The organism is Streptomyces sp. NPDC021100 (assembly GCF_044333095.1).
Classification (GTDB): Bacteria; Actinomycetota; Actinomycetes; order Streptomycetales; family Streptomycetaceae; genus Streptomyces.
This window is the reverse complement of the sequence record NZ_JBIRQH010000024.1, coordinates 48,944-71,076: the sequence shown is the minus strand read 5'-3', so window position 1 is coordinate 71,076 and position 22,133 is coordinate 48,944. Positions and strand designations below refer to the sequence as shown.

The 22,133-nt window shown below is 69.2% G+C and carries 24 protein-coding genes; 8 read left to right on the top strand and 16 right to left on the bottom strand.

Features of this window, described 5'->3' with window-relative positions; translation table 11 throughout:
* Positions 1 to 8 precede the first annotated feature (8 nt).
* From ACH4PU_RS31180 to ACH4PU_RS31155, 6 genes are all read right to left on the bottom strand, one after another.
* Positions 9 to 1,100: a hypothetical protein gene (locus ACH4PU_RS31180; RefSeq protein ID WP_398279551.1), complete on the bottom strand. Its 1,092-nt coding sequence runs from the start codon at positions 1,098 to 1,100 to the stop codon at positions 9 to 11.
* The gene (locus tag ACH4PU_RS31175) at positions 1,100 to 1,231 is read right to left on the bottom strand and encodes a hypothetical protein (protein WP_398279548.1); all 132 of its coding nucleotides are present in this window, start codon (positions 1,229 to 1,231) and stop codon (positions 1,100 to 1,102) included. The genes ACH4PU_RS31180 and ACH4PU_RS31175 overlap by 1 nt, the downstream gene beginning before the upstream one ends.
* Before the next feature lie 375 nt (positions 1,232 to 1,606).
* Positions 1,607 to 4,276 carry a hypothetical protein gene (locus ACH4PU_RS31170; protein WP_398279545.1) on the bottom strand — a complete coding sequence of 890 codons (2,670 nt, stop codon included), beginning with the start codon at positions 4,274 to 4,276 and terminating at the stop codon, positions 1,607 to 1,609.
* 252 nt (positions 4,277 to 4,528) lie between these two features.
* The gene (locus ACH4PU_RS31165) at positions 4,529 to 5,005 is read right to left on the bottom strand and encodes a hypothetical protein (RefSeq protein WP_398279542.1); all 477 of its coding nucleotides are present in this window, start codon (positions 5,003 to 5,005) and stop codon (positions 4,529 to 4,531) included.
* A gap of 128 nt (positions 5,006 to 5,133) precedes the next feature.
* Positions 5,134 to 5,298: a hypothetical protein gene (locus ACH4PU_RS31160; RefSeq protein WP_398279539.1), complete on the bottom strand. Its 165-nt coding sequence runs from the start codon at positions 5,296 to 5,298 to the stop codon at positions 5,134 to 5,136.
* A 137-nt stretch (positions 5,299 to 5,435) separates the two neighbouring features.
* On the bottom strand, positions 5,436 to 5,696 hold the full coding sequence (locus tag ACH4PU_RS31155; RefSeq protein ID WP_398279536.1) for a WhiB family transcriptional regulator: 261 nt from the start codon (positions 5,694 to 5,696) through the stop codon (positions 5,436 to 5,438).
* 981 nt (positions 5,697 to 6,677) lie between these two features.
* On the opposite strand from ACH4PU_RS31155, the gene ACH4PU_RS31150 reads away from it, so the two are divergent.
* Positions 6,678 to 7,457 carry a GntR family transcriptional regulator gene (locus tag ACH4PU_RS31150; protein WP_398279533.1) on the top strand — a complete coding sequence of 260 codons (780 nt, stop codon included), beginning with the start codon at positions 6,678 to 6,680 and terminating at the stop codon, positions 7,455 to 7,457.
* Entirely contained in the window at positions 7,454 to 8,005 is a 552-nt protein-coding gene (locus ACH4PU_RS31145) for a GNAT family N-acetyltransferase (RefSeq protein WP_398279529.1), read from the top strand. The genes ACH4PU_RS31150 and ACH4PU_RS31145 overlap by 4 nt, the downstream gene beginning before the upstream one ends.
* Before the next feature lie 77 nt (positions 8,006 to 8,082).
* On the opposite strand, the gene ACH4PU_RS31140 is transcribed toward ACH4PU_RS31145, so the two are convergent.
* Positions 8,083 to 8,589, bottom strand: a complete 507-nt coding sequence (locus ACH4PU_RS31140; protein ID WP_398279526.1) for an HD domain-containing protein — start codon at positions 8,587 to 8,589, stop codon at positions 8,083 to 8,085.
* Positions 8,590 to 9,495: 906 nt separating this feature from the next.
* On the opposite strand from ACH4PU_RS31140, the gene ACH4PU_RS31135 reads away from it, so the two are divergent.
* Positions 9,496 to 9,690 (top strand): hypothetical protein, encoded by a 195-nt coding sequence (locus tag ACH4PU_RS31135; RefSeq protein ID WP_398279523.1) that lies wholly within the window; start codon positions 9,496 to 9,498, stop codon positions 9,688 to 9,690.
* Between the two features lie 407 nt (positions 9,691 to 10,097).
* Here the strand turns inward: ACH4PU_RS31135 and ACH4PU_RS31130 are convergent, their stop codons facing one another.
* Positions 10,098 to 11,777, bottom strand: a complete 1,680-nt coding sequence (locus ACH4PU_RS31130; RefSeq protein WP_398279520.1) for a hypothetical protein — start codon at positions 11,775 to 11,777, stop codon at positions 10,098 to 10,100.
* Positions 11,778 to 12,351: 574 nt separating this feature from the next.
* Here ACH4PU_RS31130 and ACH4PU_RS31125 point away from each other — a divergent pair.
* The 4 genes from ACH4PU_RS31125 (at position 12,352) to ACH4PU_RS31110 (ending at position 15,989) form a co-directional block, all read left to right on the top strand.
* Positions 12,352 to 12,906 (top strand): hypothetical protein, encoded by a 555-nt coding sequence (locus ACH4PU_RS31125; protein WP_398279517.1) that lies wholly within the window; start codon positions 12,352 to 12,354, stop codon positions 12,904 to 12,906.
* A gap of 136 nt (positions 12,907 to 13,042) precedes the next feature.
* A complete protein-coding gene (locus ACH4PU_RS31120; protein WP_398279514.1) occupies positions 13,043 to 13,990 on the top strand; it encodes an AAA family ATPase in 948 nt (315 codons plus the stop codon).
* Positions 13,991 to 14,150: 160 nt separating this feature from the next.
* Positions 14,151 to 14,864: a hypothetical protein gene (locus ACH4PU_RS31115; protein WP_398279511.1), complete on the top strand. Its 714-nt coding sequence runs from the start codon at positions 14,151 to 14,153 to the stop codon at positions 14,862 to 14,864.
* A gap of 147 nt (positions 14,865 to 15,011) precedes the next feature.
* On the top strand, positions 15,012 to 15,989 hold the full coding sequence (locus ACH4PU_RS31110) for a hypothetical protein (protein WP_398279508.1): 978 nt from the start codon (positions 15,012 to 15,014) through the stop codon (positions 15,987 to 15,989).
* Positions 15,990 to 16,057: 68 nt separating this feature from the next.
* Here the strand turns inward: ACH4PU_RS31110 and ACH4PU_RS31105 are convergent, their stop codons facing one another.
* Positions 16,058 to 16,228 carry a hypothetical protein gene (locus ACH4PU_RS31105; protein WP_398279505.1) on the bottom strand — a complete coding sequence of 57 codons (171 nt, stop codon included), beginning with the start codon at positions 16,226 to 16,228 and terminating at the stop codon, positions 16,058 to 16,060.
* Between the two features lie 141 nt (positions 16,229 to 16,369).
* On the opposite strand from ACH4PU_RS31105, the gene ACH4PU_RS31100 reads away from it, so the two are divergent.
* Positions 16,370 to 17,323, top strand: coding sequence for a hypothetical protein (locus ACH4PU_RS31100; protein WP_398279502.1), 954 nt, complete (start codon positions 16,370 to 16,372; stop codon positions 17,321 to 17,323).
* A 172-nt stretch (positions 17,324 to 17,495) separates the two neighbouring features.
* Here ACH4PU_RS31100 and ACH4PU_RS31095 read toward each other — a convergent pair whose 3' ends face one another.
* From ACH4PU_RS31095 to ACH4PU_RS31065, 7 genes are all read right to left on the bottom strand, one after another.
* Positions 17,496 to 17,771 carry a hypothetical protein gene (locus tag ACH4PU_RS31095; RefSeq protein ID WP_398279499.1) on the bottom strand — a complete coding sequence of 92 codons (276 nt, stop codon included), beginning with the start codon at positions 17,769 to 17,771 and terminating at the stop codon, positions 17,496 to 17,498.
* 257 nt (positions 17,772 to 18,028) lie between these two features.
* Positions 18,029 to 18,373, bottom strand: coding sequence for a hypothetical protein (locus ACH4PU_RS31090; RefSeq protein WP_398279496.1), 345 nt, complete (start codon positions 18,371 to 18,373; stop codon positions 18,029 to 18,031).
* A 360-nt stretch (positions 18,374 to 18,733) separates the two neighbouring features.
* Positions 18,734 to 19,657: a hypothetical protein gene (locus ACH4PU_RS31085; RefSeq protein ID WP_398279493.1), complete on the bottom strand. Its 924-nt coding sequence runs from the start codon at positions 19,655 to 19,657 to the stop codon at positions 18,734 to 18,736.
* A 161-nt stretch (positions 19,658 to 19,818) separates the two neighbouring features.
* Positions 19,819 to 20,001 carry a hypothetical protein gene (locus tag ACH4PU_RS31080; RefSeq protein ID WP_398279490.1) on the bottom strand — a complete coding sequence of 61 codons (183 nt, stop codon included), beginning with the start codon at positions 19,999 to 20,001 and terminating at the stop codon, positions 19,819 to 19,821.
* Positions 20,002 to 20,057: 56 nt separating this feature from the next.
* Positions 20,058 to 20,624, bottom strand: coding sequence for a hypothetical protein (locus ACH4PU_RS31075; protein ID WP_398279487.1), 567 nt, complete (start codon positions 20,622 to 20,624; stop codon positions 20,058 to 20,060).
* A gap of 50 nt (positions 20,625 to 20,674) precedes the next feature.
* Entirely contained in the window at positions 20,675 to 21,328 is a 654-nt protein-coding gene (locus ACH4PU_RS31070; RefSeq protein WP_398279484.1) for a hypothetical protein, read from the bottom strand.
* A 133-nt stretch (positions 21,329 to 21,461) separates the two neighbouring features.
* Positions 21,462 to 22,133, bottom strand: a 672-nt coding sequence (locus ACH4PU_RS31065; protein WP_398279481.1) for a hypothetical protein, incomplete at its 5' end; no start/stop codon positions are given.

Below are 22,133 nucleotides of genomic sequence, written 5' to 3'. Positions count from 1 at the left end.
TTTGTCGGTCAGGGGGCGGCGAACAGGCAGACGGCCGCGAAACCGGAACTGGCGGGGATGGAGACGAACAGCCAGCGGATGACCTGGCCGGCCGTGGTGGCGGCGAAGGAGCCGTCATCGGAGAAGATCCGCACGATGAGGCGGTAGACGCGATTGCCGACGGCAGTGAAGGCGCCTGTGGCGATCAGTCCGAGCATGATCGGGCCGACAGGCCCGTGGTCCTTGGATGCCGCCATGTCGTTCATCCACCCGAGAACCAGTTGCGGCAGGCCCTTGTCCCACGCGGCGGTGAAGGCACCGTAGGTCCAGGCTCCGGCGGCGGCAGCGACGGCGTTCCTCAGGACGAACCTCTGCCAGGGTGTCCGTCCGGCCCACCAGCTCAGCGCCCCCTGATAGGCGCGCGAGTCGCCGTACCACTGCTCCCGCTCACGATTGGGCAGGACGTAGACGGCTGCCTCGCGGCCGTCGTAGACGATCCGCGGCTCCCGCCCGTTGCCGTCGGTGTTCGCGCGCCTGTGGAGCTTGCTCAGCCGCAGGCGCCGGCGCTCCAGACGGCTGCTGGAGCCGCTCTCGTCCGGCGATTCGTTCTCGTCGCTCTGCTGGCTGGTCTCACGTTGGGGCTCTTCCTCGACGTTCGCCCGTTTCGCGGCGCTATTCGCTGCCTTCACCCGCGCTGCCCACCGTCGCATGGCCGACGGCTTCAGCTCGGGCTCCTCCGTGCCGGTTGCGGCAGGGTTCCCCTCCGTCTCTGGCGGCTCGCTCGGTGCTGGAGGCAGGTTCGGTGCCGGAGGCATGCGGGGCTGCGGCGGCGCGCCGGCGGTAGACGCGAGGGGGCTCTGCAAGGGGTCGCCCGGCGGGTTCTTCCACCAAGGCGTCGGTGGCTCGACGCTTCCCCCCGAGGGCTGTGTGCCGGCGGGCTGGGAATTCGCTATGGATTCCTTGAAGACCTTGCCGCTCTCAGCTTCCGCGTGCACGCCAGGGGCGGGTGAGGCGGGTCCGGCCGAAGCCGGCTGTCCTTCGAGATCCGCCAGGACCTCGTCGATGCTGGCCAGGACGTCGTTCACGTGCTTCTCCGCGTCCCGGGCCTGGCCGGTTGTCATCAGGGCATGTCCTTTTCCCACCCATATCGGGCGATGGCGGCGACCATGCGGTGCCGGGCCTTGAGTTCGTCGGGGCCGGGATCCTTCATCGCCTGGTGCGCCCGTATCGGCTGCTGCGGAACGGGGGGCACGGCAATGGGCCGGGAAGCTGTCGAGCGGGGATCCGCGGGGTAGTAGGTGACCGTTTCGAGCGGGGGGTCTGGCATCCGGCTACGGCGGATCCGCAAGGGGCGCAAGAGGGAGGCGAGCAGACGCCTGGGCAGCATGGAAGCTCCGTGGTCAGGGGCGGGCCGGCGCAGCTGGAGAGCGTGCTCGCGGCGGGTTCCCGCGGTGGGAAGGGGTGCGTTGGCCTCTCCCCCGGCGCGTGGTCGAGCGGGGGCGGGGCGATCCCTTCCGCCCGCTAGCGGCCTGCCGGCAGGGGCGTGGGGAGAAAGGGGCTGGTGGCGGGTCGACGCATGTGCGCCGACCCACCACCAGCCGGGCCGCGGAACCGTGCTCCAGCGGCATCAGATACCGGCGGTCTCCTGCATCTGCAGCTTCGCCAGCCTCACCGCGAGAGTACCCGCTCGTTTGTCGCTGATGGTGCCCCCGGAATTACGGACTTCGGCAGCGATGGCGCGCTTGCTCAGCTTGACGCCGGCTTCCCGCAACCGGTCCACCGCCGCCTGCTCGCTCTCGCTGATCACCGGTTCATGCTCATCCGTTCCAGCGCCGCCACCGGGGCTGCGGTCCGTTCCGCCAAGCCGCGATGTAGGGCGTTCCGGACCTTCCATGAGAGCGTTCCGCCGGTCCGTTCCGCGGGGGTGGAACGCTCCGCGGTCAGCATCTGCGGTCCGTGCCGCGGAGATTGCCGTTCCGGCGGGGTGTTCCATCGCGCTTTCCGGCGTTCCGCTCGTCACGCCGACGTGTTCCGGTTCACGCGTTCCGGCACGGCGAGCGTGGCGCTGGCGAACCGCGCTCGCGTTCCAGCGGTACTCGGCATGGTCCGGAACGCATGTTCCTTCCAGCTCATCGCCGCTGTGTTCCGCTGGAACGGCGAGGCAGTCACCAAGCGTTCCGCTGGAACGAAGCAAGGCCGGGCCGGCTTCGTTCCGTTCCGCTCTCTCGTGGAACGGCTGCGGTCCGCTGTCGGTCCCACCGGTGACGTTCCGGAACGCCGGTGCCGTGGGGAGGGTGTTCCGCGTTCCGCTACGGAACGGCAAAGAGGCCGGTTGGAACAGCGGAACGGCTGTGGCGCCCGCCCGCGGGTCCTCCTGGACGGGCGGGCGCGGAACGACCAGGCGCTGCATCGTGAGGCCGGCCTTCAACGCGGCGCGGTCGTTCGCCTCGGCGTTCCGGAGCGCCGCCTCGACGCTACGGCGCGCGGCCCGGCGTTCCAGCTTCTGTGCCGCCGCCTTCCACGCCAAGTCCACGGTGGACAGAGAGCTGTCGTTGATCGTCAAGGACCACGCGGTCCATGCCTGGGAGGTGAAGCGCACCCAACGGATCAGCCCCAGGCGCGGGCGCGGCTGAGGCAACATGCCCTGCTCTCGCAGGTACTGCCGGTGGACCAGCAGGGCGTAGAGCTCCCACAGCGCCATCCCGACAACGGACATCGTGGCGAAGGCGATAGCCGGCTGGGTGGGCCGGCCGCCCGGACCACAGTGGTGGGCGTAATTCATGGCCGCGGCTCCGGCGGCGAAGATCCAGGTGGCGATGCGGTGAATGAGGCCACCGTCGCCCATCCGGCGGGCCCGGTGATACATCCAGCCCGTGAAAGCGGTGGTCAGCTCCCAGGCAGCCGCGAATCCAAGGCCGAAGATGGGCCACCAGCCGAACGTGTGGACGGCATAGTCGGTCTGGGACCACCAGGCGACGGCCATCGGCGCCAGGATCGGACCGCTGACCAGGACCCGCCGGGCCTGGTTGCGCACCAGCCTGCTGCCCCATGCTCCTGCCGCGGCCATGCGGCGGCCCAAGGAAGGGTGCTGCGCACGCCGCTCACGCCGCCGCTGCCGGGCCTGCTCCTTCCTCTCCTTGACCGCCGCCCGGCGGTCATCCCGGGCCTGGCGCCGCATCTGCCGACGCTGCAAACGGCGCTGTGTGGACGACAAGGCCGCCCGCCAGCGCTCGTCGGCAGCCTCACGCTTGGCCACTGCCTCGGCCAAAGCCTCGACGGCCTTGTGCTCTCGCTCCTCGGCCCGCTCGCGGGCCGCCTGCGCGGCGTTGAGGATGCGCTCGCTCTCGGTACGGGCCTGATCGAGTTCGCTCAGCGCCACCTGCCGGTAGTCGTCCGCCTCCCTGCGGGCAACGGCCGTCAGGCGTGCGGCGTCCAGATCGGCACGGCCTCGCACGGCGTCGGCATCCTCTTGGGCTTCTTGACGCAGGCGTTCGACATCGCTGAGCACCTTCTCGGCACGGGCGCGGGCACTCGTCGTGTCGGCTTCGGCTGCGCGCCGAAGGCGCTCGGCGGTCGCGGTTGCCTCCCGCACAACGCCGTCAGCGGTGTGCTGCATCTCCTCGGCGCGCTTGCGGGCTTCGGCAACGGTGTTGCCGGCATGCGCCCGGGCCTTCCGGAGCGCCTCGTCCGCCTGGGCCGCGGCCTGCGTCCGGAGGACGTCGGCGCTCTCACGGGCCGCCGCGATGATCCGGTCGGCTTCCTCGCGCGCTGCCTCCTGCGTGCCGGCCGCCGTCTCCTGTGCAGCGAGCACGCGCTGCTCCGCGTCGGCGGCTGCCTTCTTCAAAAGACCCCGGGCTTGTGCGTCGGCCTGCTCACGTACCCCCTGGGCACGGTCTCGGGCGTCGCTCAGATGCTGTTCGGCATCGTGACGGGCGTCAGCGAGGATCCGTTCGCATTCCCGCCTGGCCTGCCGGACGGCCTCGCGCGCGGCCGCAGCGCGCTCATCGGCGGCAGTGACGAAGTCGTCGGCCTGTCGCGTGGCGTGCTGGAGCACTGTATGGGCGTGTGCCTCGGCGGTGGCCCGGTTCTCCCGCGCCTGCAGCTTGGCCTCGATCACCAGGTGCGCCGCCCGCCGCCGCGCGATCTGCAGCAGGCGCAGCGCCTTGGCGCGGTCGGCGGCCGTGCTGGTCAGCACGTTCTGCGCCTGCTCAGCGGCAGCCTCGAGGATGTCGGCTGCGCGGTCTCGGGCGTCCGCCGTCCGCGCGTCGGCCTCGTCGCGTGCCGGAGGGAGCGGCAAGGTCTTCGTGTGGTCTACGGGGGTGCGACGCCGCGGGGGTGACGTCGGCTTCGTCTTTCTCGCGCGACGTGGCACGCCGCGACTCCTTTCTTCACGCACCGAGTCCCCGCCGCGCGTCCGGGTGGAGGCGTGGCGGGGACTCGGTGACAGCCGGCGCCTGGACGGCCGAGCAGGGTGGTGGGGGTGGGCGCGGGCGCGGCTACCAGGCAGGGGGCCGTCACCATCCCGGCCGGTGGTGGCCGGTGACCTGGCTCAGGATGCGCCGGCCGTACGCTCGGTGAGGCAGGTCCGCATCGCGGCGGCGGTCCGGGGCACCCTGCGGTGCGCGGGCACCTGTGCGTCGGCTGCCTTCACCTGTGCCAGGAGACAGTCGCCCAGGGCCCGCTCTGCCGGCGTGCGGCAGTCTGCGGACGGGGCGTCGGGGGCCGTCACGCGCACCGAGACACGGCTGCCGGGCAGGTGTCCGACGGCTTCGCACCGGCCGGGCTCGCGCCGGACGGTCCCCGGGGCGTTGACGCGTTTGACCAACGCCGGCAGCAGTTCCGCGCTGCGGGCGGTCGGAAGGAGGATGTGGACGCCGACTCCGTTCTCTTCGACATCGACATCGACACCCACGCCGAGCCGGGCGAGGGCCCGGATGTGAGCGGCGACGTGAAAAGAGACCTCCAGGCGCTCCAAGAGGTCGTCCACTGCGCGCATCACGGCCGTTTCGGGGGTAAGAACGCTCATTACCAAACTCCCTGGGGAAGTTGATCCGTATCGCTGCGGGCCGCACATGCCGGCCCGGGCCCGCACTGCGGTGCGGCTGCTGGCTGGTCACGGAAGGCCAGCAGCCCGAGCGCCGGGCGTCGGCCCGGTCAGAACTTCTTCTTCGCCCCCCGATACCTGGCCGGGGCGGCGCCGTGACGCCCGCTGTGGGCCGCGACCTCGCGGAGGTGCTCCGGGCTGTGGGCGGCCTTGTAGTCCAGGCTGGCCAGCCTGATCAGTTCCTCGGCCTTCTGGTGTGCGATCCTCTCCTGCACGGGTCATCTCCCTTGGGTGTGGGGACTCGTATGGCGGCCTCGGGGCGCAATCCCGAGGCCGTTGCTTCGTTTGGTCCTGCGGGACGACCGTGACGCCACCCATATGGCGAGGCGGACATGCGTCGGCAGGTGGCGTTTCAGTCGTCGGAGTTGCGAGCGTGGCCAGCGACGGCCTGGCGCCTGATGTAGCGGCGCTCGTCCTCGCTGAGCCCGCCCCACACACCCCAGTTCTCGCCGGATTCGAACGCCCAGGTGCGGCACTGCGTCATCACGGGGCACCGACTGCGGCATACGTCTTTTGCCTTTTCGATCTGCCGCATGGCCGGAGCAGAGCTACCGACAGGGAAGAACAAATCGGCATTTTCAGGCCCACAAGCGGCGCTCTTGAGCCAACTCATCTCAATCTCCACGGTGGTTGGTGTCTTGGAAGCGGTGCTCGACAGGGTTGAGCGCCCGCCGCGCAGGTACCGGTCGATCCGTTGTGTCTGCGGCGACGGTGAGTAGTCGCGATCCGGGTGTGCTCTGCCGGTCGGCGGTGCGGTCGGTGTGCAGCTCGGTGTGACTGCCGATCGGGGGCGACAGTGCGGGTGTCATCCCGCTGCTGCAGCAGGGGCGCCGAGGGTTGCGGCGGCGATACCCACGGCCGGTGTACACCCAGCGGATGCGAAGACCGCCGGCCTGCTGGTGGCTTGTGCCCCAGTGGCCGCGGCCGCCGGCGCTCGCCTTATGGCCGGGCGCCGGCGACTGCGGTTACTGGTGCTGTTGCGCGGTACCACCGCGCGTTGACCTCAATCGACGCGGACCGCTCACGCCCAGGGAGATCAGTCCCAGGCGGTCGTGGCAGTGAAAGGTCGCCGCGCCGTGCTGTGAAGCCGGCTGCGCGATACGTCGTAGGCTCTCGCCTTTTCTCGGCCGGCTGGTCTCCACTCGCCCCACCGCCGGACGGCTTGGGCCCGGGGAGGTGTCGACGGTAGATCACGCTGTGGACTTTTCAAGGAACGGCCGCCCGCTGCCTGCGGCCACAGGGCCGGCAGGCAGAAAGGGCGGATGAATCACGCGCCGAGGGCCGGGCTGCCGCCGGGAATTTCAAAAGCGGCATCTGCTGCGACATCTCGGCAGCGACATGCACGTCGGGCACGGAGCCCGACAAACACAACCTGACATGTCAGGTTGTGCGGCCTCGACCGTACGGCTCGGCGTACGCGCCGTCAAGACCTGACATGTCAGGTGGAGTTGCGCGCGCGGTGGGCCGCAGCAAGGGATGTCATTGCCTACGCCTAGGCCGGCCGGACGGCTCCACCGCCGCCGCCGAGACCTGACACGTCAGGCTGTAAGGTGCGCGCATGACACGCAGCAGCCCACCAGGCGGTCGCTGGAGCGTGGAGACCGCTACAGCGGACATCCACTGCCGGATCGTCAACCAGGAATTCCACCAGCCAGACGGAACGCCGGGCAGGCTGCCGGCCGCGGGCGAGCTGGGCAGGCAGTACGGGCTCAGCCGGCAGGCCATGAACCGCGTGATCGACAACCTGAAGAGTGAGGGGCTCGTTCGCACACGCGCCGGTTCGCGCGGCGCCATGGTGCAGGACTGGCAGCCGCTCGTCTTCCTTCCGCAAGGCGAGTTCGACAGCAGAGAGGAGAGCCCGCAGGCCGACATATACACACGCCTGGTCCAGTCAGTGCACCGCAAGGGCACCTCACGCATGGACCGGGTCGGTGTCATGCCGGCCCAGGAGCCGGTCCGCAGCCGACTAGGGCTGAGAGTCGGTGAGTTCGTGGCCTTCCGACTCCGAACGAACATCGTCGACGGGATGCCGGTGCACACCGACGACTCCTATGTCCCCCTACGCCTCGTCGAGGGCAGCGACTGGCTCCTCGACGACAACGTCGAGCGCGGCACCAACACAGTCCTGGCCGAACTCGGCCACGAGCTGGTCCGCAGCGTCGACGAGCTCACTCCACGGACCACGCGCCCCGAGGAGAACACACGTCTGGCCTTGGGGGAGGGCAATTCGCTGCCGGCCATCGAACTGCTCTCCACGGGCTACGACAGGGACGGCCGGCCCGTCCAGGTCACTGCCTTCACATTGCCGCGGCACCGCAACACCGTCGTCTACGAGCGCACCAAACCCGCGCACCAGCCTCAGGACACCGAGTGATCATTACCAGGGCATCCCTGGCGGACCTCCCGCGGCTTCGGCAGTTCCGCCTCGAGGCAGCCGCATGGCTGAGCGCCCGAGGCAGCGATCAGTGGTCCACCCCGTACCCCGACGAACTGCTTGCCGAGAGCGTGATGGCGGGCGATGTCTACCTCCTGAAGGACTCTGCCACCTCGGAAGCGACCGCCACCGTCACCCTGGACTCCACCGCCGATCCTGCTCTGTGGACCGATGAGGAGGCCCGGGAGCCAGCGCTGTACGTTCACAAGCTCACGCTCGCCGCTCCCGGCGCAGGAGGCGGTCTCGGAGCCCGCCTCCTCGACTGGTGCGGTGATCAAGCCGCCCGTCGTGGAGCGGTTCTGCTTCGCCTTGACGCATGGACCACCAATGCGTCGCTCCACACCTACTACCGCCGCTTGGGCTTTGAGCACATACGCACAGTCCACGGGCCCGGCACCTACGGATCCGGATGGCTCGCGCAGCGTCCGGCCGCTCTCGCGGCGGTTCCGGAGTTCGACTTCATCGAGACGCCGGCCGATATCGCGTAGGTGCCGGCCTGGCAGCTGTTCGAGAACATGGGATCCGAAGGCCCCTGGTATCAGCCTTGTCCTCCGAGTCGGTGCGATCAAAGGCAGGCGTCCAACTCGCCGAGCAGCGACGGGTTGACGATGCGGATGATGGCTTCCACGTCGTTCCGCTTCGCGGCGGGCCACAGCTCAGCGCGTGCGGAGCGGTACTTCGCTGCCAGGCGATGCCGTTTGTCGGCGGGAAGCTGCGCAGCCCGGTCAGGGTGGGAATTGTGCGCATTGTCCGCGATCTTCACAAGTGTTGCTTGTGGGTCAGCGGTGATGCGGCGGATCTTCTCGTCGTATGTCATCCCCGCCTGGTTGGTTACCGCCACGACGATCTCGACGACCCGGTCGGGCACGCCCGCCTGGTGCAGACGCTCGGCAGTCCAGTCGGTGTCTTCCAAAAGGTCGTGCAGCAGGCCCGCCATGACCAGTGCCTCGCCGAACGGGCTCAGCCCGGCGGCCACTGCCCGGACATGCTCGATGTACGGCGCTCCGATCTTGTCGACCTGCCCGGCATGGGCGCCGACGGCCAGAATCTCGACCTCACGGACAGAGATCACGTTCACTCCTTCGCCATTCCTAACGCGACATTAGGACCCCTGCAGCGGGCGGTATCGCGCTGCGAGACGGCGCCGTGAGATCACCGCCGCGCCGAGGACTCCCTTCACGGCGGATGCCGACGCACAAGCCCCCGCCCGCTGCAACCGCCGCCCCGGGTCGCCCCAGGTCGCCTCGGTCGCCTCAAGGATCTCGCACAGCGTCTCTTTCAACCTCAACACAGGCGGTCAGCGCAACCCACAGCTCACCGTCTACCGGCCATGGCGGCGTTTTGTTGCAGATCGCCCTTCGCCCCGGCGGAATTACGAGGATGTCCTCCCGCAGTCCGGTCCGCAGGCCCCCGCGGGGATGATCCGCTCGGACCTGACGGCGTCGTCACGGTAGGGCCGCGCGTGAGCCGACCCGTCCCACTGAATGAAGTAGCAGCCCTGGCCGCTGACCGACTCCCATGAGGTGGAAAGGACCGTGCCGTAGGACGTACCGGAGGGGTGGGTCCGCTGGACGCGATCGTCCGGCGAAAACTGCAGCGTGATGACAGGCAAGGCGCCTCCCGAGCACAAGAGATGGTGGGGTACCGGTGGTCCAGACGGCGCAGGGCGATCACCGCAAAGGGTGTACCCAGAGACCCCGACTTGACCCTTAAGACTCTACATGAAGTGCCAAGCTCCACACAACCCGGCCGCTTCGAAAGCGTCGCCTGCGGCTTACTTCAGACGATCACTCGACGTATAGTCTTAAGCGGCAAGAGAGAGAAGGTTCCTTGTCATCCACCTCTGGCGCCCACTCGGGCGCCACAGCGCCCGGATAGCGGCAGCTCGTCGCCCGCAACCTGGCCTTGGACAGATGAGCGACCGGCGTGGAAGCACGACGCCGATCAGCTCAGCTCTACTTCCACATCGAGGAGAAGCATGAACGCCATCGCCAACGCACAGGCCGTCATCACCCGCTATCAGCAGATCAGTTCACCCGAGCCCCTCGCTACCACCGCATCAGACCTGATCGCCGACCTGATCCTGTGGTCCGCCCACCAGAACCTGGACTGGGACGCCATCCTGTGCCAGGCCGAGGCGTACGCCTCCGGGGAAGGGTGTTGTCCCAGCTGAGACGCGAAGGGCACGACCCATCAGCCGAGGCCCGACTTCGGCGACATCCCTTGACGCCGGGGCGCAGCTCCCACTGGCACGCCCCGGCCCTCAACCAGTCATTTCACGGATAACGATGATCAGCATCCCCGCTGTGCCTGCCGGAACGAAACACACCGCCATCCGCAGCAGCATGCCCACCATCGGACCGGACGGCATCGAGCCTGCGTCTCCGGACAACAGGCAGCCGATACGGCTGTGCAGCCCCCCTCGTGGTCCGCGACCACTGCCCAACGGCCGTACCGAGAACAGCGCGTGTCCCGAGGCGCCACCGGCCGGCCACCGAACGCTGGGTCCTGCCGCGGTCGCGTGAGCGGAGGACGACCGGGGCGGCAGGACCCTGGAAAGCTACCCGGTGGGGCGCGGCTTCAGTTGGTCCGGGCCGTGCGAAGGTGCCCGCCGAGATACCCCACATAGACCCGCCCGTTTCCCGCCGTGTTGTCGTAAAGGTGCAGGCGTGGGGCTGGGGGTTTGCCGGAGCCGATGCGGATGTGCTCCGCCATCAGTACGCGGCCCGAGGGATGGACTTCACGGGGTACGGGAAAAACGCGTTCCTCACGAAGTTTCAACGTGTTGAGCACCAGTTGCGACTCGGTCGCCGAATACCGGCTACGCGGCATCGGGACGGGCGCGTCCTTCCAGGACAGGTACGCAGCCAGGTGCGGCAGCAGTTCGGCGCCGTGCTCGCTCTTCGCTCTTGCGTACGCGTCCAGGGCGCGGAGGGCCTCCCAGGTGCGTTGACGCCAGGTCGCCTCCCAAGCGTTTCCGCGCAGCGGCCGGACGGTCGCCAGCACGTCGCCGAGCACAACGTGGTCCAGCTCGGCCTCGGCTCGTTCGATGAGCTCTTCCCAGGAGGCCGGGCGGAAGTCCTGCGTAGGCGGCCCTTCGGACGGCTGGCCGGCGGCCGCGAGCCGGGCGCGCAACCAGGCTATCTCGCGCGCCTGTTCATCGAGCAGACTCTCGGCGACCTCCGCCTCACTTTCGGCCGTGTCCCTGCGGCATTCTGCTTCCCGCAGGGCCTGTCCCAGGTCGCTGGAAGCGACGGTGGCGAGCGCCTGCTCGCGGTCGGCGTAGGCTTTCGCGAGAGCTGCGCGCGCTTCCTCGGCTGCTTTAAGCGCTTCGGTCTCCCGGATGCCGCAGGTGTGTGCCTCCTGCCGAGCCTCGTCCAGGAGCTGGGTTGTCTTCTTGAGCTCTTGGCGCAGGTTCTCTTGGACTTGGAGGGCCTCGGCAAGTTGGGCCTCGGCGGCGTCCAGGTCTTCTTCGAGTTCTTCGACGACTTCCTGGTCGGTCGCCAAAGTGAACTGCTCGCGCAGCAGCGCGATGTGCCGGTGCAGGTCGGCGCCGACGTGCCGCGGAAAGCGGGCGTGGCGGATGACGGCGTCGATCAGCGCCTGTGGGCGCCCCAGACTGAAGCGCGCCTGGGCGATCACCAGGTCTGTCGGGCGGATCTGCGCCAGCCGGGGCCGCTGGGGGACGATCAGTGCGCCGGCGGCCGGAAGCTGGAGTCCGAGAGGCTTCAGCTCCCGGTTGACCGCGCTCAATGCCCAGGGTGCGACACGATGCTCGATGAGCCGGCCAACGAAACTGGCGGGCAGGTAGCGCACCAAAGGCATGATCGGACGCCCGAGATCCTCCACCTCGTCGTCGGTCGTAAGCACATGGATGTCCGCCTGCGCGTCCAAGGCGGTACGAATCGTCTCTCGCGCCGCCTCGGCACAATCCACCAGGTTGGCTATGCGATATCGGAACAGTCCTCGGGCGCCGAGGATGTCCCAGGTGGCATCACTCGACTTCGGCCAGAACATGGTCACCGGCGAGGGCCATGTCCAGTCCCAGGGCTCGGTCGCCTCGGCGATGATCTCCCACGTGTTGAACAGGCTGTCGCCGAAACCCGTGAGCGTCATGCGGGCCCGGACGGTGGCGTCCTTCCCCAGGCGCCATCGGGCCTCGAACATGTGCCTCGGCCGCTGCTCGTCCGGGTAGTCGTGGCGGGCGAAGCTCTCGACCACGCCGGCGGCGACCATCTCCTCCAGCCGCTGCTCGACCACGCGCGGCGACCGCCTGACCGTGCTCCTGCCCCCTGAATACCAGACGGTATCGGGCAGTGGGGTCGGGACCTTCTTGCGGGATGCCATGTTCGCTCAAGGGGACGGGGGCGGGGAACCGGCCCCAGTATCCCCCACCCCAGTGACATCGGCCCGAGCCGGCCGCACGCCCCCGCCGTTCCCGCGGTCCACTCGGTCGAGGGACATGTGACGTGACGCACGTCGCTCCTGTATGCGGCGCATCCTGGACCGGGAACCGGTCGTTGACGGCTGTCCGCTCCGCGGGCCCCTCCCGGCGGGCTGTCCGGACGTCCGGGCAGCCGGCAGAACGCATCGGCCAAAGCCTCGCCAGTGGGGCGCAGCCGCGGCTGGGCACGGTAGGAGACCGCGCCGCGAGCAGGAAAGGGCGGAGCGGGGCCCGTCCCGCACCTTTGGCTGTCCGTTGCCGACCGCGGGGGCCCGCGGCCGACGCCTCGCGAACCTGGCCGGCAGCCCGTGCTCGGAGCGTGGGCTGGACTACGGCGTCCGGTGCCGTATCCTCAACCCGACCGCAAGTCTTAAGAGACAGGAAGTGACCATGGTCGAGCAAGAGCAGTTTCTGGACCTCACCAAACACAAGGAACCGCTGAGCCTAAGCGACATCTCCCGGGCCCTAGGACTGTCGCGCAACGTCGCACAGAAGTGGCACAACCCTGCCGTCCAAAAGGCGACCGGACGGGCCGGCACGCCCGTTCTGCGCGTGGTCGCCGAGGCCATGGGGTTCGAACTGGACGAGGAACTCGTCGGCGGAGCGCGGCCGCGGTACCCCGTGGCGGTGGTTCTCGCCCTAGGCAAGGCCCTCGGCTACCTGGACGAGCGCGGCCAGATCGTGGAAGAGGTGCGCTCCAAGGGGCGAGGCAAGTGGCTGCCGGCCGCGCCCACCATCGACCCGGCGACGAAGAAGAAGCGCGTCTACGTCAACCACCTCGCGAAGAAGCTGGGCGTCAACAACGAGACGATCGAGATGGCCCTCTCCCGCGAGAGCAAGAAGGTCCTCCCGCCGGACGGCAACGACGAGATCGGGCGGGTCTTCTGGTGGGTGCCCACGGCTAACAAGATCCTCAAAAAGGAAAACCGAACAGAGCGCTTTTGAGCTGCGGAAAAAGCGCGGGCGTGATATAGTCTTAAGAGACATAGGGCGTTGTCCCGACACCGGCTTCGCGACTGGACATCTCTGGGCCGGTGCCGGGATCACTCGCTGGAACACCGAGTGGTTCCCGGAGGAACCGTTGACGGACACCATCACGCATCCGCCGCAGCCCGGCGCTTCCGCAGCACACCTTATCCCCAACCCTCGATACCAGTTCGCCCCGGCCGTCCGGCAGCAGCGCAAGGCGCGGATCGTGCTGGACGGCCCGCCCGGCTCGGGCACCACCTACACCTCCCTCGCCCTGGCCACGGCCATCGGCACGAGGGTCGCTGTCGTCGACACCCAGCGCGGCAAGTCAGGCCTCTACGCGCAGACCTTCACCTTCGACGCGTGCCCGCCGCTGACGTACTTCTCCCCCGAGACGCTGGTCACCGCCCTCGCACACTGCGCGGACCAGGGCTACGACACCGTCGTGATCGCCACCCTCTCCTCTTTCTGGAGCGGACCCGGCGGCGTACTGGAGCAGGTCGCCCTGGCCGCCAAGCGCGGCCCCGGCGGCACCAAGGGCGGCTGGGACGAGACCCGGCCCCGGGAACGCCGCATGCTCGACGCCCTGTTCGGCTACCCGGGCCACGTCATCGTCACCGTCCGGGACAAGCTGGACTACGTCTGCGAGCCGGACGACACCGGCCGTCAGGCCCGCCGCATCATCGGGCTCGGTCCCATCTGGCGTGACGGACTGGAGTACGAGTTCGACATCGTCGCCACGATGGATCACAGCCACACGCTCGTCGTCGTCAAGGCGCCCACCCCGGACCTCTGCGGCGCCGTCCGGCCCGAGCCCGGAGCCCTGTTCGCCGCCGAGATCAAGGAGTGGCTGGACACCGGCGAACCGGCACCGGCTGCCGATGACCTGGTCACGGAGGCCCGCCAGCCCAGCCTGACCTTCGAGGAACTCGGCGATCTCATGCACCGCGTCCGCTTGCGCCAGGCCGAAGGACACCCGCTGCTTCTGCCGGACGGCAACGGCACCACCCTCGGCGCCTACATCATGCAGCGCGGCAACGACCTGCGCGGCGACCGCTAGACCTCTCCCTGCGACGCCGCCTTCGGCATATCCGGCTCCACACCGGACGGCTCCGCCCGCCGCGCGGCGTCGCGCCCTCTCCCCCCATTTCACCCGCCTCACCGAGCACCGCTCCCTGCCCTGCACGGGACCCGACACCCTGCCGACGTCAAGGACGCGCATGCCCCACGCCCTCGAACACCCCCAGCAGATCCACGCCCTGCTGCACGAATTCCGTGCGATGGCCGACCGCCACAAGACCAGCCTCGACGCACTCCTCGACGCAGACGGCGACATCACCATCGGCTGCGAAGCGGACTACCGCACGCGCGACCACGACATCGCCCGCGAAGCCCATACCTGGCTGCACAAGGCCATGGCCACCCTCACCGACTGCATCCCCCTCCCGGACGGGCAGCAGGTCACCGTGCTCGGTCAGCACCAGGTGCCGTTCACGCTCACCACCGGCCGGCTCGACGACGCCGCCCGCACCGTCTTCCGGCACGGACAGTGCCACGCCCTCGCCCGCGCCCTTACCCACGCGACCGGATGGCCCATGGCCGTGCTGGTGAACGACGAATGCCACCTGGACCCGGACTCGTGCACCACCTTCGAGGTCACCGACGGGGTGTGCGGCTGCCAGCTCGAACACGTCATCGTCATCCGCCCCGAGGACGGTGCCCACATCGACATCACCGGCGCCCACGCCCCCGGCACGCTGCCCGACTACGAAGACCAGCGGGCCATCGTCGTGGACGACACGCTGTGGGCGTTCATCACTCGCTCCCCGGCGTGGCGCAGGCCCGCGCTGGACGTCGCCCAGACCTTCATCCGCCCGCTGCTGGCATCCCTGCCCCATCCGGCCGACTTCCTCGCGGCGGCCGGAACCCCCTGAGTTCCGGCGCTGCCCTGCGCCATTGCCACAACCGCACGAGGGCCGCTTCCCGCCTTCAGCGGTACTCGTCCCCGCGAAGCCACGCTCTCGACCACCCCGACTCGGCCGAGCGGCAGCTTCCCCGTCTTCCCCTTGGAGGAACCCCTCTTGCCGCAGAAGCACGCCACTGTCGCCGACCTCCAGCGGATCACCGCCACCAGTTACACCACGGCCCACGGCCTGGCCCGCCTGGTCGGCGATACCCTGCGCACCCAGTACCCGCAGGCCGCCTACTTGGTCATCAGCCGCGACGACCGCCGGCTCGCGCACATCGACAGCGTCCGCGACCTTCAGGGCACCGTGCTGTGCGACTTCCCCGGTGACCGTATCCCCGCCGAGCTGCCGCCGGGTCCCCTGCACGCCGCCTGGGCCCCTCTCGACCCCCAGGACGCCGAGGACCTGCTCACTTTGGTTCGGCGCATGGAAGCCCTCGGCGGCACGTTCGACACGCTCCCTGACGCAGCCCGCGCCGAAGGCGACGCCGAAGACATGCAGTGCCTGCCGCTCTCCCCTTCCGCCATTCCGGAATCCCGGCACACGACGGGCGACCGGTGGCGCCTGCGCCCCTACAGCACAGGCCACGAGTCGACGCCCCGCACGCAGCCTCTGCCCACGGTCGACCTCGACGCGCTGCTCCGCGTCTTCAACGATTCCCGCAAGCCGGTCATCGAGGAGGCCCTCCGCAAGCTCGGCCTGCTCTGGCTCTGCCGCAACCCCGCCTGCGGCACGCACAACCCGGGCGGCGCGGATCTGTGCTCCGGCTGCGGATACGACCGCGACGGCAAGCCGCTCTCCGACCAGCAGCCCGGCCTGTACCAGGCCCCCGAACAGCTGTGGGAGTTGCTGCGGGAGCAGGTACGCGCGTGGATCGGGACCACCGCACATCCGATGCCGGACGCAGTGACCTTCCCGTACGAGCGGCACGGCGACGACTACTGGTCGTTGACGGAACCGGTCCTGCACTACGGCGGCCATACCGAGACCGTCGCGACTGACCTCGCCGACACTGAAATCGACAAGACGCTGGTCGAGCTCGCCGACGAAGTCGACCCCGGCTACCTCGAAGACCTGCGCATCACGCTCTGACCACCCCGTGCCCGGCGCAACACGGCCGTGCGCCGGGCACGCCCCCTGACGAACGCCACATGCCCTCTTCACCCACCGTCGGCATCCCAACTGCCGACCTCGTCGAAGCCGCCGGCCTCGATCGATTCGGTCTCGAAGAGATCGAATGGCTGATCGCCGCAGGCGAACCGCTCACGGCCGACGAACGCGGCTGTGAGCCCTCGGTGCCGCACGCCCCGCTCGCTGAGCCTGTTCTGCACCCGTGCTGACCGAAGCACGCGGCCACCGACGCCGTCATCGCATGCGGCGACCGGGCCCGTGCTCATTAGCTACCCGTCTGCCATTCCGTCCCTCGTCGCGGCCCCGATCGAACTGCCCATCGCATAGAAAGGACCCCTGGCATGACCGCCCGCCCGTACGTCGACATCCCCCGCCCCTACCAGACAAGCTCCAACCGCTTCCACACCGAATTGAGCTTCCCGGCCTCCGTCCGCCGCCGAGCAGAACAGCACCAGGCCATCGCTCGCGAACTCGCCCGCATCTACGACGTGGAAGCCACCACCCCCTTCAAGTTCAACGCGCGCTGGAGCGTCTACGAGGAGAACTGGGGCAACCGCGAGCGCTACGGGTGGCCGGACTACCGGCGCCTGCAGGTGAGCGGCGCGCCCCGCGCCCTGGCCCGCTACCTCGCCGCGCTGCCCCGCGTGCTGACCGGCATCGAACGCCTGGCCACCCGTGCCGCCCGCGCCTTCGGCACCTGGCGCCGCTCCCTGATCGCGGTCCTGGCCGGCCACCTCGAGTACGAAGACCCCACCACCCTGAGCTCCCGCGCGAAGGGCTTCCGCGCCGAGGTCCTCGACACCCTCATCGGCTACTTGGCCCTCGGCGCGCCCCACGCCCTGCCCCGCAATTGCGAGCGGCCGCTATGGGAGCAGGCCGACGTCGTGGCCAACGAGATGTGGCGGGAACGCCCCGTCGATCCCTGGTTCGTCCCTGAAGCGGACATCCAGGCGCAGCTGGAGCGGATGCTGACCACCGAGCTGTCCATCGTCGACGTCCCGAAGCCGCAGGAGCCGCCGGTGACGGTGCCCGATACGGTCGAGGAACTGCTGGAACTGACCAGGCCTGCCCAGCAGGGGCCGGTGGAGCATGTGCCGGGCTGCAACGGGTCGTCGGTCACGGCCGACGAGCAGATCGCCGGCTCGTTGGAGCAGGCCCCGACGCCAGACAAGAGGTCGGTACGGCCGACGCTCATGTGCCGTGTGGACGGTGCGGTGTTGCCGGCACATCCGTACAGCGCCCGTCGTCGCGTGCATCGCGTACTCCTCGCGACGACTCCGGCCGGGCCGGCGTAGGGGGCCGGTGCCTCCGCCCTGTCGCCTGCCGCGCTGGGCAACGGCCGGCACCAGGTCCACGGGGCGGCGATGCCCGTGACGGGACCGCTGGCGTAAGTACCAGCGGGTCGGTGGGCGGGCGGTTGCGCGTGGCTGACCCGCACACCCGACCCTCGCGAGGACGGCTACTGGTTCAGTGGCCGGCACTTGGGTGGTGGGGGTGGTCAATCCACTGCGCGGCCGGCTCGGCGAGCTGTTCCAGGTACCCTTTGGCGTCGTCGGCCCGGCCGCTGTGCGCGGCATCGACGAAGGACTGGTGCAGCGCCTGCACCTGCTGGTGGGCGTCGCGGTACTCGTACATCGCCTGATGATCGTTGCCTCCGGGGTAGCGGTCGCGCATCCGCTCGTCGAGCCGGTCGGCAATGAAGTCGTATAACCGCGTGCCCGCGGTCACGTCCACGTCGGTCATGCTCCGAAGCCTATCGGAGGTCATCGCCGGGCCGCTTCTGCCGGGTCGTCAACGGTGACGATCGTCAGCGCCGACCGCTCTCGGCCCACCAGGGGCGCATCGGTACCTCCGCGCGCGTCCGCTCTCGCTGGCGCACGGCAAGCCGTAGGTGACGCCGGCCTTGAAGGCCCCTGACTCGGCCAGACTTTCGCATCGCTGCCGAGGGTCCGCCCCGGTGAGTGGGTCTGACAGGGGAGGGTGACGTCCGCGGTCTCGGTTCAGCGGCGGTGGATGTCCTGGACCGGGACGGCCCAGTTGCGTGTGGGGTCCAGCCGGCCGCCCAGGCGCGTGAGGATCCGCTCGGCCACGGTGGAGGAGAAATAGGTCGATTTGAATGCCGCGAGCCAGTGGCCGGCCAGCCACAGGACGACACCGATGATGAAGGCCGCGATCGCGAGGAAGCCACTGACCAGTGCTGCGGCTCCCCCTCTGAAGGCACCGGCGAACACGACAAGCGACGCCACCATGGTGAGCCAGCCGGCAAACCTGAGCGCGATTGACCCGATCAGCCAGATCAGGCCGACCGCCGCGATGGCTAGGACGATCCATATACCAAGCGACATGCCGTGCATTCCTCTCTTGTAGGGTTGTTGGAGCGCGGACAGTAGTCAATTGCCGGCGGCCGCGCGATCAAGGTTGAGCAACCCGGCCCTTGGGACGGTGCCCTGCTGTGCGGAAGCCTACGAATTATCGGGACACCGTGGGCCGTTACGGCTTTCGCTTGCCTGGCGCAAGGACGCCCCTATGACGGGTCTGAACCGTGCAGTGGGGTGTCGGTATTTCGGCTTCCACTTTGTCGGGGGACATCCGTAGCGCGCGGCGGGCCATTTCGTGCAGCGGACTCTATCGGATAGGAGCGGGTCGTCGAATTCTGGTGCCCCTGATTCCGGAGGAGGGAGCCGGACAGACCCGTCGGCGCTCTCTCAGCCCGTGCTGTCGGCGAAGTGCCAGCGGACCGTCACAGTGCGCTCCACCTTCAAATCGCGCATGGCCTGCACCCGGTGTTGGCCGTTGGTGTAGCCGGTGCCGGCCGTGATCGCCAGGTGCGGCGAGAGCAGGGTGTAAAGGGCATGGGCGTCGTTCGGCGAGGTGCCCTCACGCCGCGCTTGGTCCAAGGCGTAGGGGAGGATGCCGCAGCCGGTGACGGCGTGACGCTGAGCGTCTTCAACCAGTCGAATGGCCTGTTCGCAGACGGCGTGCCAGTTCTGCTGGTGGTACCAGCAGCAGTCCGTCGGCGCGGACGGCGACGCGTCTTTGGGTGGGCGTCCGTTGCTGGGCATACAGCCTGGCTCACGGAAGGGGACCGGGAGAGGCAGGTCGGTGACGTGCTTGACCTCGTAGAGGGGCACGGCTATCGGTTCAGCCGGCGGAGGTACATAGCCGTCGCCACGGGTGCCGTCTACCACCTGGCCGACGAGCTGCGTGAGCTGGGCGTCGGAGAGGTCGCACCACAGCGGATCAGCCAGGTGGTACCGGCCGTTCGTCTCGAACTGCACCAGCTCGAAGCACTTTGTGCGATCGTCGACGTCGTCCAGCAGCATCTGGACCCAGATCGGCGGTTCCGACTCGTCCGGGCAGTACCGTCGCCAGGCCGCAGCTGCGTAGATCTCGGCGAGGTTGACCAGGCTCGGACCTTCCGTGGGCACCTGGACGGCAACGGCAACGGGGCGCGCACCGGGGGCGGTGAACAGCTGCAGGCGGAAGGTGCCGTCCGGACCGTGCTCCGTGCCGTGAAACATGTGCTCGTCCACGATTCGTACGCGGGGCGCGGCGTGGGCGTTGACGACCGCGGTGGCGTCGGCGTCACGCGGTACTGGGGTGGCAACGGGGATGATCTCGCGGGTCATGTTCCGATGATGGAACGAGAACCGGACGATGTCTGCCGATCAGGCAGGTCGGGGGCGTGATCGAGGCCGTTAGGCGTGTCCGTGAACGTCTCGGCCGGTGGCAGGGCACGCCTTCACCGTGACGGTCACGGAATCGCCCTGCCGTTTCACCGGGCCCTCTTCTATCGGCGTCGGGTGGGCCGCTGCTGGTCCTCTTCCTGGGCCTGCGCGTACCAGTCGAGGACGCGGGGGTCGGTGTACCGGGGTTCCAGGAAGATGTGCTGGGGGTCGGGCAGCGGACTCACCGGCGGCCGGCGGCGTGGCCTGAGAGCCGGGCGGACCCGGGGGTTGTGGGTGGGACGCACGGGGTTCCTCTTCTGCAGCTCTTGTTCGGCGGCACAGCAGGTGCCGGTCGCCTGCCTTAGGTACGGGGGCGTGCGCGACGCTCCTGGCTGTCAGCTTCGGCCTCACGCCGTTTTCGCCGCAGCCAGGCGGAAATCTCGCGGACTTCGCGCATGAACTCGTTGCGTCCTTCCACCTCCGCGTCGTGGAACCCCCGGGCCCGGCTGTCTTGCGGGAGGCTCCCACTGTCTGCCTGGAGGACATCGAGCCAGGCCTCGAGCTCCGCTGTGGCGGCCTGGAGGAGCGCCTGGTCGCGGTTGTCACCAGTGGCCCAGCCAGCTGCCCGTTCGACCTTGTCCCACATCTCGGCGCACGCGCGACGCGCACTGTAGTCGTGGGCGGCCTTGTACGCGGTGTAGGCCGGAGAGACGTACGCGGTGAGGGAACCGCCGGCAAGGGCCGGGACCCCGTGGGAGCCGAACTGCAAGGCCTGCTGGCCAGCGTCCTGTAGCCGGGCCGCCGCATGCTGGGCGCGGTTGTGGGCTCGTCGCGCCGCACCGCGCAGCTTGTACGCGGCTTCACCGGCCAGGGCGTCGGCGGGTGCGACCGAGATTGCAGCGGTGATCGGCGGGTGGTGACCCGTCAAGGCAGTCCTCCTTGGCGTGAGGTGGGCGATGATGTGTCGTGCCGCTCTGTTCAGCGTGCGCCGGTCAGATCTCCGACCGTCTGGATCAGCTCCTGCTGCTGGTCGACCTCCTGCACGATCCGGTCGTACAGCGGGCAGCCGGACTGCTCGTCGCCTTGGTGGTACGCGGAGACCGGGTAGACCTCCCATGCCTCCGCCGCGATGCCCAACTCGCCCGCGATGGTGCGCCAGGACGGCAGGAGCCCCTCGCCGACCTCCTCCTCGAAGTCGTCCACCAGACGCGCGATTGCCGCAGCCGCCTCGTCAAAGGCCACCGCGGCCTCCAGAGCAGCAACGTGAGCCTTGACGAGCTTCAGGGTGTGACGGCGCCAGTCGGGATCCTGGGTGTTCTCCAGAGCCTCGAACCGGTTGACCATCGCCTCACTCGCCCGGTGATACCGCTGCCAGCAGGAGGCCGCGGCCTCGATCGGTGGGCGCAGAGCACGGCGGAACTGGGCGATGTGCCACATCAAGCGTGCTGCGCGGATCTCTTCCTCAAGCACCGTCCATTCCGTACGGTCCATCTCCGGGCTGTAGGCGAGGGGTACTGGCTCGGGTTCGAGGCCGGTGAACTCACGGAAGTGGAACACGCGCCGAGTGCCCTGCGCGGTGGGTACCTCCTTCAGGGAAAGAAAGTGGGGATGGTGGAAGTGCGACGTACTCATGAAGATCCTGCCTCCCTGATGTCCGGCCCTCCACGCGGCCGATGTCGTGGTCACTGCGCAGCGGCTGGACGGGGCTGTGTGGCATGGCGGGGGCAGAGCGGTTTGGCCGCCCCCGCCACGCTGTCGGGTGGGGTCAGGAAGCGTCGGCCGCGGCCTGATCCGAGCGCTTCTTGGCGTAGCCGCCGGCGCCTACCGCAGCCGCGCCGAGCACCAACAGGCCACCTGCTGCGAGGCCGAGAACCGAGTTTCCGTCGGCGCCCGTGGCCGCGAGGCTGGCGGCGGCCGGCGGGTTCGTCACCTCGGAGGTGTTGGCCGCAGGGCTGTGGTGAGCAGCGTCCTTGCCGGAAGACGCGTCATCGGAGTCATGCTTGTCCGACTCCTTGCCCCGGTTTGAGTCATCGCCCGTCCGGGACTTGTCTTCGCTGGGCTGGGTCGGGTCCTGGCCCGAGTGGTCGGAACTCGGCTCGGGCTTGGGGTCCGGGGTGGGCTTGGGGTCCGGGGTGGGCTTCGGCTTAGGGTCCTGCCCCGGATCGGGCTTCGGGTCCGGCGTCGGGTCGGGCTTGGGATCCTGCCCCGGATCCGGCTTCGGGTCCGGCGTCGGGTCGGGCTTGGGATCCTGCCCCGGATCGGGCTTCGGGTCCGGCGTCGGGTCGGGCTTGGGATCCTGCCCCGGATCCGGCTTCGGGTCCGGCGTCGGGTCGGGCTTGGGATCCTGCCCCGGATCGGGCTTCGGGTCCGGCGTCGGGTCGGGCTTGGGATCCTGCCCCGGATCCGGCTTCGGGTCCGGCGTCGGGTCGGGCTTGGG